This window comes from Desulfonatronospira sp. (genome assembly GCA_003563255.1).
GTDB lineage: Bacteria > Desulfobacterota > Desulfovibrionia > Desulfovibrionales > Desulfonatronovibrionaceae > Desulfonatronospira.
Map to the genome: position 1 here is coordinate 1 of PWSL01000052.1, position 7,254 is coordinate 7,254.

The window sequence follows — 7,254 nt, forward strand, 5'->3', positions numbered from 1 at the left end:
AGGTCTGTACCTCCTGTACCGCTCGTGCAGGTGATGGCCAGTCCCGGGCACCAGTGGCCGTGAAAGGCTGTCACGCCTTCAATCTGCTGACTGGATAAGCTGCAGCTCATACTGGACTCCTGTGTTGTGTTTTATTCAAAATCATACTGCAGGGGCAGATCCATCTTCTCCCAGGTGCCCCTGGCCCGGTTTTCACCATCCCGGAAAAGAAGATAACTCTCAGAGCCGTAATGCCCGATCCTGCGGACAGCATCCCGGGCTGATTCTTCTGAACCAAAAAGAAAATACGCCCAGACTGTTTCCGGGTCTTGGCCTGGGTTCACAGCCATGAACAAGGCGTTTTTCGGGTCGTCCAGGGACTTCTGCTCAAAAAAGGACCTGCCCTGCTGCATGGAGGCCTTATCCGACTGCTCAAAATTCTCCCGGGCCAATTCTTTTTCAGGCATGCCCAGAAAAAGTACATCCCTGCCCAGCAGGTCCTTATCCCCTGCCTCGTCTTCACTAATGACGGATACGTCCTGGCGGTTCAGGGTCTGCAAAAGCATCCGGGCCGCTTCCAGCTCCTGTTCAGACATACCTTGTGCGGCTACGGCCTTCAGATCTCTGGAGCCACGCACCCTTTCCACGGTGGCGGGCATTTCTTCCGGGTGCAGGCGGCGAAACACGTCGGAGTAAGGGTCAACCATGAACTTTGAAGGCCTGGACCGGGCCTGGAACTCAAAGGTAGTTTCCCTGCCGTCCAGGTGCAGCTTATGCACGAGCCGGCGCGTGGGGGTCTCGATATGCACCGGCAGACGCAGGTCAAAAACCGGCTCTTCCTGCCTGATGGTCCCGCTGATGGTCCACCTGCCGGGCAACCCGGAGACATCCACGTCTTCCAGGGAAATATAAGGGGCACCGGGTCTTTGCACCCACTGCTCAAAAAAAGGCTTTAAGTCCTTGTCCGCCACTTCTGAGAAAACCCTTGCAAAATCACTCCACCCGGCGGATTCAAACATGTATTCCCGGACCATGCGCCTTAGTCCCTCCCAGAACTCCTGCTCCCCCACCTCTGAGCGCAGCATGTGAAAGACCATGGCCCCCTTGCCGTAGCCTATGGCCTGGCTTTCGCGGCTGTCGCGGCGAGTGAACTCTTCCAGTGGAAAGTCGTTGTCCTGGCTGACCAGGGAAGAAAAGCCACGCACGAGCCTTTGGCGGTACTTCTGGGCCTCTTCTTCGGATTCGCGCTCCAGAAGCAGGTAGTCGGCCACATATGTAGTCACTGCCTCGGACCAGTTGCCCTGGCTGTAATCCACCCGGACTCCGTTGCCCCACCAGGAATGGGCGATCTCGTGGGGCAGGCTTGTGTCCAGGATAAAGGGCAGGCGGATCACCCGGCTGCCCAGCAGCGTCCATGAAGGCAGGCCGTATCCGGTGGGAAAGAAATTTTCCACCACTGCAAACTTTTCAAAGGGGTATGGACCCAGAATGGCCTGAAAAAAGTCCAGATGACTGCGGGCGGCCTGTAGATAGTCGTGAGCCAGGTCCTGGCTTTCAGGGTAAAAATAGGTACTCACCGGGACATCACCGGAGTCGTCTGTTTTTATTTCATAAGGTCCGGCGGAGACTGTCAGGCTGGGCAGGGGCACGTCCACCTGCCATTTTGACAGGCTGTAATCCTCCCCAGTGGTATGCTCCTTGAGCCTGCCGGCGGTTACGGCCAGGTATCCAGCAGGGGCCTGGACCCGTAAATCCCAGGTGGCCGGTCCCTGCCGGGGATCGGGATACCAGCCGCTGCCTCCGGACAGAAAGGCTCCCTCCCTGGTAATTGCTCCTGCTACCCCGTAAGTTGGGTCCTCGGTATGCATGGCAGGGCCGGGCGTCTCATCATCAAACGCGGCTTCGTAGTCGATCTGCAGAGTCGCCCTGGAGCCTGCAGCTTCCCGGGGAATCTCGACCTCAAGTACACCCCGGCTGAAACTGTGCTCCAGCTTTTGTCCGTTGAGGCGCACACTTGCCACCCGGGCCTGAGGACTCAAGTGCAGCCGCTGCTTGCTTTCAGCTTCAGGCAGACTCACCCGGGCCCTGCCTTCGAGTTTTTGCTCCTGCGGCACAAGAGTTATCTCCAGCTCGTGGTGCACATGCCTGTCTGCACCCATGGCAGGCGAGCCGGCCAGAATCATTACGAAGCCCAGAAGGACGGCAGTGGTGGTTAATATTATTTTTTGCATAGAGGTCTTTTTAAGTTCAAATGGCCGGGATTGCAAGGCAGGAAGCTTCCTGGCCCAAGGCGCAGTTGACTGGCATATTTTTTTCACTTACTTTGCAGCCAGATGGTTTTAATCCTGACAAGTAAATGCAATTTTATTTTAGAATGTTGCTTTCACACAAGCATGTCATTTTATGCAGAGCACGGTCTGCTCCCCTCCTTGGTTAAGGAGGAGGCCGGGGGTGGTTCGTTATAAATGATATTTTCCTTATACATTAGCCTGCAGACTTGCTTACGAGCAAGGCCGATGGAGACGCTTTCCGGGGAAACTGTTTTCCACGGAACCGATATTAATCTGAGTCCTTTTTTTGTTGGCTAAACTCAACAACTCATTTTTAGTACAAGGTAAACCAATATGCAGTTACAGTTTACGATCCATATCTGGAAAAAGGGTGACTGGTTTTTGGCAAAATGCCCTGAACTGGATTTTATCTCCCAGGGCACAACAAGGGATGAAGCCGAAAAGAACCTGCTGGAAGTGATGCAGATTCAGTTTGAAGAAATGTCGCTGATGGGCACGCTTGACGACTACCTGAAAGAGTGTGGATACGACTTTGATAAAGACACGGGTACAGCAACACCCCAGGCAAAAATGATCGGCTCTGAAAGCTTCGAGATGCAGGTTGTTTGATGCCCAGGCTTTATCCCACCAGCTGGCGCACTCAATTGAAAATATTCGAAATTTTCGGTTGCACCTACATAAGGAAAAAAGGCTCGCATCATATTTTAAGATGCCCGAAAGCAAAACGTGCCGTAGTGATACCAGAATATGACGAGATTGATATTGATATAATAAAAAGCAACATGCAGACTGCGGGCATGTCTAGAGAAACATACTTTGAACTAATGGCAAGAATATAAATTCAGACCTGCAGCTGGCCATACCAGCAAATCAAGCTAAAAATACATGCTCTTATCCTTCCTTCTTTTTCAGTCTAAACCCAGATAATCCTGACCAGGTGGGAGACTTGCCTGAACTCTGGATCACCGGTCACCACAGGAGCATCATTTTCCAGGGCGGAAGCCATGGCAAAGGCGTCGGCATAAGAAATTGGATGGCGGGCCTTGAATTCAGCTGCACGGTAAATCAGCTCGTTTGGACAGGGCAGAATCTTGAGCTTCAGGCGTTTCAGGTGGATAAAGGTTTCCAGTTTCTTCTGTTCGCCGAAACGGCGCTGGGTAAGGTAGATAATCTCGCCGACGTTGATGGCGTTGATAAGCCCTTCTGTCTGCCCGCTCACGACCCGCTGCAGCAGCTCACTGACTTTATCAGCTCCCGGCTCTTTTTGCAGGAAACATAGCAGGGCAAAGCTGTCGAACAACAGCTTACTCATCTGCAAAATCCCTTGTGCGCTCCCGTGCAAGTTCCTCTGCCAGGGAAGGCTCCGAGCCCAAAGAACCATAAGCTTCGACGACCGGATCGCCCTTGACAGGCACCAGGCAGATGATGTCGCCGTATTCTAAAAACTGGATCTCAGCTCCGGGTTCAAGGTGGTGCTTCTTGCGTAATTCCGCAGGAATGATCACTTGCCCCTTGCTTGATATTCGAAATATTGACTGCATATCCGCCTCCAACGTAAAACGTTTTGCCAAAAGCGTAAAACACAGCTGACAACATGTCAACGTAAAAAAGCCTCTCCTGCCGCACTCTCTAAGCTGAGATTTATATCACTACAGCGAAACTTATATATTGACCTCCGGGGACTGGCTCTTTTGCCGCCTGTTATTTTGTTCAATTGCAAGTTATCAAACGGCAAAAGTGCCTGTCCCCAATTGAGACAGGTTGTAAATTTTTGAAGTTTCGCTGTAGTGATATCCGGCTCTTAGTAAACCCTCCTTGAAATCCTATAGCTTTTTTCAATACGAAACACCGGAATCTATTAATAATATGTATTGGACACTGTTTTTAAAAATTCAGTACATTGCCATCGTTATAGCGCGCTGGAACTGGAAATGATTTGGAGCAATCAGGCGGTAATGGGCATGGAACTTATATTTGTCTGTCCGGAGCAGAAGGCGGAATTTACAACCTCTAAGTGGAAAGTTGATGGAAGTCTGACAGCGGTTTCCGACTCTTCCGGCAACAGGTGCCTTAAGGGCAGAATTGAGGCTTGGTGTCCATTCTGCCAGGTGGAGCATACCTTCAGCCCGGATGAGCTTCCATGTCCCTTTGGTTCCAGTCAAGACAAACAATCAACAGGAGGGGGAGATGAGCAGTAGAAACATTTTTGCCACCTTGGCCGGGATCGTGGCCGTGGGAGTTATCATCGGCATCCTGGCCCCGCTTCTGCAGTACCTGGGCAATCCGGCCAATATGGGTATCTGCGTGGCCTGCTTTGAGCGTGACATTGCCGGGGCCATAGGCATTCACAGGGCTGCAGTGGTTCAATACCTGCGCCCGGAAATCCTGGGGTTTGTCCTGGGGGCTCTGGCTGCCGGGCTCATATTCAAAGAGTTCAAGCCCAGCGGCGGATCAGCCCCCATGACCAGGTTTGTCCTGGGCATGGTGGCCATGATCGGAGCCCTGGTTTTCCTGGGCTGCCCCTGGAGGGCAATCCTGCGCCTGGCCGGTGGGGACGGCAACGCTGTTCTGGGCCTGCTGGGACTGGCAGCAGGGGTGTACATCGGAACCCTTTTCTTCAGAAAGGGCTACAACCTGGGCCGCAGCTACAAGCAGTCCATAGCCACCGGGCTGATGCTTCCGGGCATTATGCTGGGCCTTCTGGCCCTGCGGCTCATCTTCCCGCCCCTGGAAGGTGAGGATAAAAGCGGTGTTCTTTTCTATTCCCTGAGCGGACCGGGGGCTGCATACGCTCCCCTGGCCATTGCCCTGGCCATCGGCCTGGCTGTTGGCTTTCTGGCCCAGCGCAGCCGCTTCTGCACCATGGGGGCCATAAGAGACCTCATCCTGTTCCGGCAGACCCATCTCATGGCCGGTTTTCTGGCTCTTCTGGTGGTGGCCTTTGTGGTCAACCTGGCCCTGGGTCAGTTCAATCCTGGTTTTGAAGGCCAGCCTGTGGCCCACAACCTCTTTTTCTGGAATTTCTTCGGCATGCTGGTGGCCGGACTGGCCTTTGCCCTGGCCGGAGGATGCCCGGGCAGGCAGCTGTTCATGTCCGGTGAGGGCAACAGCGACGCTGCAGTATTTGTTCTGGGCATGATCATGGGTGCTGCCCTGGCCCACAACTGGGGCCTGGCCAGCTCTCCGGCCGGACTGGGGGACAACGGGGCAGTGGCTGCCATCATCGGCCTGGCCGTGTGTCTGGCCATAGGTTTTGCCAACCTGAAAAAACAATAGCCAAAGGAGTTTTCATCATGGCGCACAAAGTGGATGCAAGGGGGCTTGCCTGCCCCCAGCCGGTTCTTTTGACAACCGAGGCCATTCAGAATACAGGTGAATCCGAAATAGAGATCCTGGTGGACAATCAGGCCAGCCGGGAAAACGTGGGCAGGGCTGCTGAAAGCAAGGGCTACCAGGTGGCTGTTTCCGAGGAGATGGACGAAGATTTCCGCATTGTTATCAGGAAAAAATGAACTTCTTAAAAGGCATATTCGGCAAAGCAAAAAAGACCAGGGGCGTATCCGAAAGAGGCATCCTGGTTTTTCACCATACCAGCGAGGTTATCGAGGCTGAATCCCATCTCAGCGAGGCGGGCTTAGACGTCAGGGTCATGGGTCCGCCTCCTGAGATACAGACCGGCTGTGACATGGTCATCGAGTTTCCTATAATGCATCAGCTGCAGGCTTTAGACATCCTGGAAGAAAAGCGCATAAAGCCCATTCAGGTCACAGCTGTTCAGGACCACCTCTTAGAACCGGTGTCTCTTTACAACATCAGGGACTTTGGTGATTTTCTCATGGTCAGGGCGGCCAATATGAAAATCACTGTGGACAGGCAGAGCCTCAAGATAGTCAATGTCTCGGGCGGAGGATGTCCGGACGTGCCCTTTCTGGCTGAGCAGCTGGTGGGCAGGCCTCTGCATGAGGCCCCGGAGCCCCGCAGGTTCGGCCGGACCCTGTGCGGCTACTCCCTGCAGCTGGCCTATGAGGAGATGAAGCGCAGATGTCCTGGCTGATTGTGGGCACGGTGCCTGAAGAAGACTTCCCCCTGGTTCACGGTCCTGTGGAGATTCATAGCCAAAGTCTCAGGGTGCAGGAAAGGGAGGTTAAAATCGCCCGGGGCACACCGGCCCTGGCCGCATTTACAGCCATGGCCGCCCGGGAGATGGGCCTTTCCCCGCCGCACGTCATGCTGGTGGGGGATACCGGTGACGGGCAGGGCAGCAGAGCTCTGTACGCCCATCTGGTGGAGATGGTGGACAAACTGGAGGTTGAAGGGTTTACCTTTCATTACCTGCTGCCGGATATTTACTGGCACAACCAGGTGCTCTGGGCCATCCAGGAAAAACTGCCTTCAGCCATGCTCGTGGCTGATGCCGGGTTTATGTACGTGGCCAAGATGAGCGGGTTTGCAGCCGATTACGATCTGTTTACCCCGGACATCGGGGAGATGTGCTTTCTGGCCGATGAGACAGCACCTCATCCCTTTTATACCCGGGGCTTTCTACTGGAGGACGAATCCAAGGTGGAGGAATACATATCCAGGGCTTACAGCGAGCAGAATGCGGCCAGGCATCTCCTGGTCAAAGGAGCAAAGGACTATATCGTCCGGGATGACGTGATACTTGGCACTGTATCCGAGCCCTCGGTGGCGGCCATGGAAGCCATCGGAGGTACGGGCGACAGCCTTACCGGCATTGTTACTGCCAGGCTTATGGCCGGCGAGGACATCCCGGCGGCCTGCCATAAGTCAGCCCTGACCAACAGGCATCTCGGGGTACTGGGACGGCCCACCCCGGCCTACAGTATAGGCCACCTGCTGCCATGTCTGGCAGGAGCTATGCAGGAAGCTGGCTGACTATTAACCAGAACTTTATTTAGCTTGCCAGGCTTTTGTTTCATAACCAGCACGACTTATTCATGCCGGACAACATTCATCCAACGCC

At 54.1% G+C, this 7,254-nt stretch carries 10 protein-coding genes; 7 read left to right on the forward strand and 3 right to left on the reverse strand.

Going from position 1 to position 7,254, the window contains the following annotated elements:
- Positions 1-131 precede the first annotated feature (131 nt).
- The gene (locus tag QZP87_RS01610) at positions 132-2,210 is read right to left on the reverse strand and encodes a M1 family aminopeptidase (protein ID WP_291321177.1); all 2,079 of its coding nucleotides are present in this window, start codon (positions 2,208-2,210) and stop codon (positions 132-134) included.
- A 393-nt stretch (positions 2,211-2,603) separates the two neighbouring features.
- On the opposite strand from QZP87_RS01610, the gene QZP87_RS01615 reads away from it, so the two are divergent.
- Together QZP87_RS01615 and QZP87_RS01620 are read left to right on the forward strand one after the other, a co-directional pair.
- Positions 2,604-2,879 carry a type II toxin-antitoxin system HicB family antitoxin gene (locus QZP87_RS01615; RefSeq protein ID WP_291321178.1) on the forward strand — a complete coding sequence of 92 codons (276 nt, stop codon included), beginning with the start codon at positions 2,604-2,606 and terminating at the stop codon, positions 2,877-2,879.
- Positions 2,879-3,109, forward strand: coding sequence for a type II toxin-antitoxin system HicA family toxin (locus QZP87_RS01620; RefSeq protein ID WP_008869665.1), 231 nt, complete (start codon positions 2,879-2,881; stop codon positions 3,107-3,109). Before QZP87_RS01615 ends, QZP87_RS01620 begins: the two co-directional genes overlap by 1 nt.
- Positions 3,110-3,183: 74 nt before the next feature.
- Here QZP87_RS01620 and QZP87_RS01625 read toward each other — a convergent pair whose 3' ends face one another.
- A complete protein-coding gene (locus QZP87_RS01625; RefSeq protein ID WP_291321179.1) occupies positions 3,184-3,582 on the reverse strand; it encodes a type II toxin-antitoxin system VapC family toxin in 399 nt (132 codons plus the stop codon).
- Entirely contained in the window at positions 3,575-3,811 is a 237-nt protein-coding gene (locus QZP87_RS01630) for an AbrB/MazE/SpoVT family DNA-binding domain-containing protein (protein ID WP_291321180.1), read from the reverse strand. The genes QZP87_RS01625 and QZP87_RS01630 overlap by 8 nt, the downstream gene beginning before the upstream one ends.
- A 390-nt stretch (positions 3,812-4,201) precedes the next feature.
- On the opposite strand from QZP87_RS01630, the gene QZP87_RS01635 reads away from it, so the two are divergent.
- From QZP87_RS01635 to QZP87_RS01655, 5 genes are read left to right on the forward strand one after another with little or no spacing between them, the layout of a single operon-like run.
- On the forward strand, positions 4,202-4,468 hold the full coding sequence (locus tag QZP87_RS01635) for a hypothetical protein (protein WP_291321181.1): 267 nt from the start codon (positions 4,202-4,204) through the stop codon (positions 4,466-4,468).
- Positions 4,458-5,546: a YedE family putative selenium transporter gene (yedE, locus tag QZP87_RS01640; RefSeq protein ID WP_008869669.1), complete on the forward strand. Its 1,089-nt coding sequence runs from the start codon at positions 4,458-4,460 to the stop codon at positions 5,544-5,546. The genes QZP87_RS01635 and yedE overlap by 11 nt, the downstream gene beginning before the upstream one ends.
- A gap of 17 nt (positions 5,547-5,563) precedes the next feature.
- A complete protein-coding gene (locus QZP87_RS01645; RefSeq protein ID WP_008869670.1) occupies positions 5,564-5,782 on the forward strand; it encodes a sulfurtransferase TusA family protein in 219 nt (72 codons plus the stop codon).
- The gene (locus tag QZP87_RS01650; protein WP_291321182.1) at positions 5,779-6,324 is read left to right on the forward strand and encodes a DUF3343 domain-containing protein; all 546 of its coding nucleotides are present in this window, start codon (positions 5,779-5,781) and stop codon (positions 6,322-6,324) included. The genes QZP87_RS01645 and QZP87_RS01650 overlap by 4 nt, the downstream gene beginning before the upstream one ends.
- A complete protein-coding gene (locus QZP87_RS01655) occupies positions 6,312-7,166 on the forward strand; it encodes an NAD(P)H-hydrate dehydratase (RefSeq protein WP_291321183.1) in 855 nt (284 codons plus the stop codon). The genes QZP87_RS01650 and QZP87_RS01655 overlap by 13 nt, the downstream gene beginning before the upstream one ends.
- Positions 7,167-7,254 lie beyond the last annotated feature (88 nt).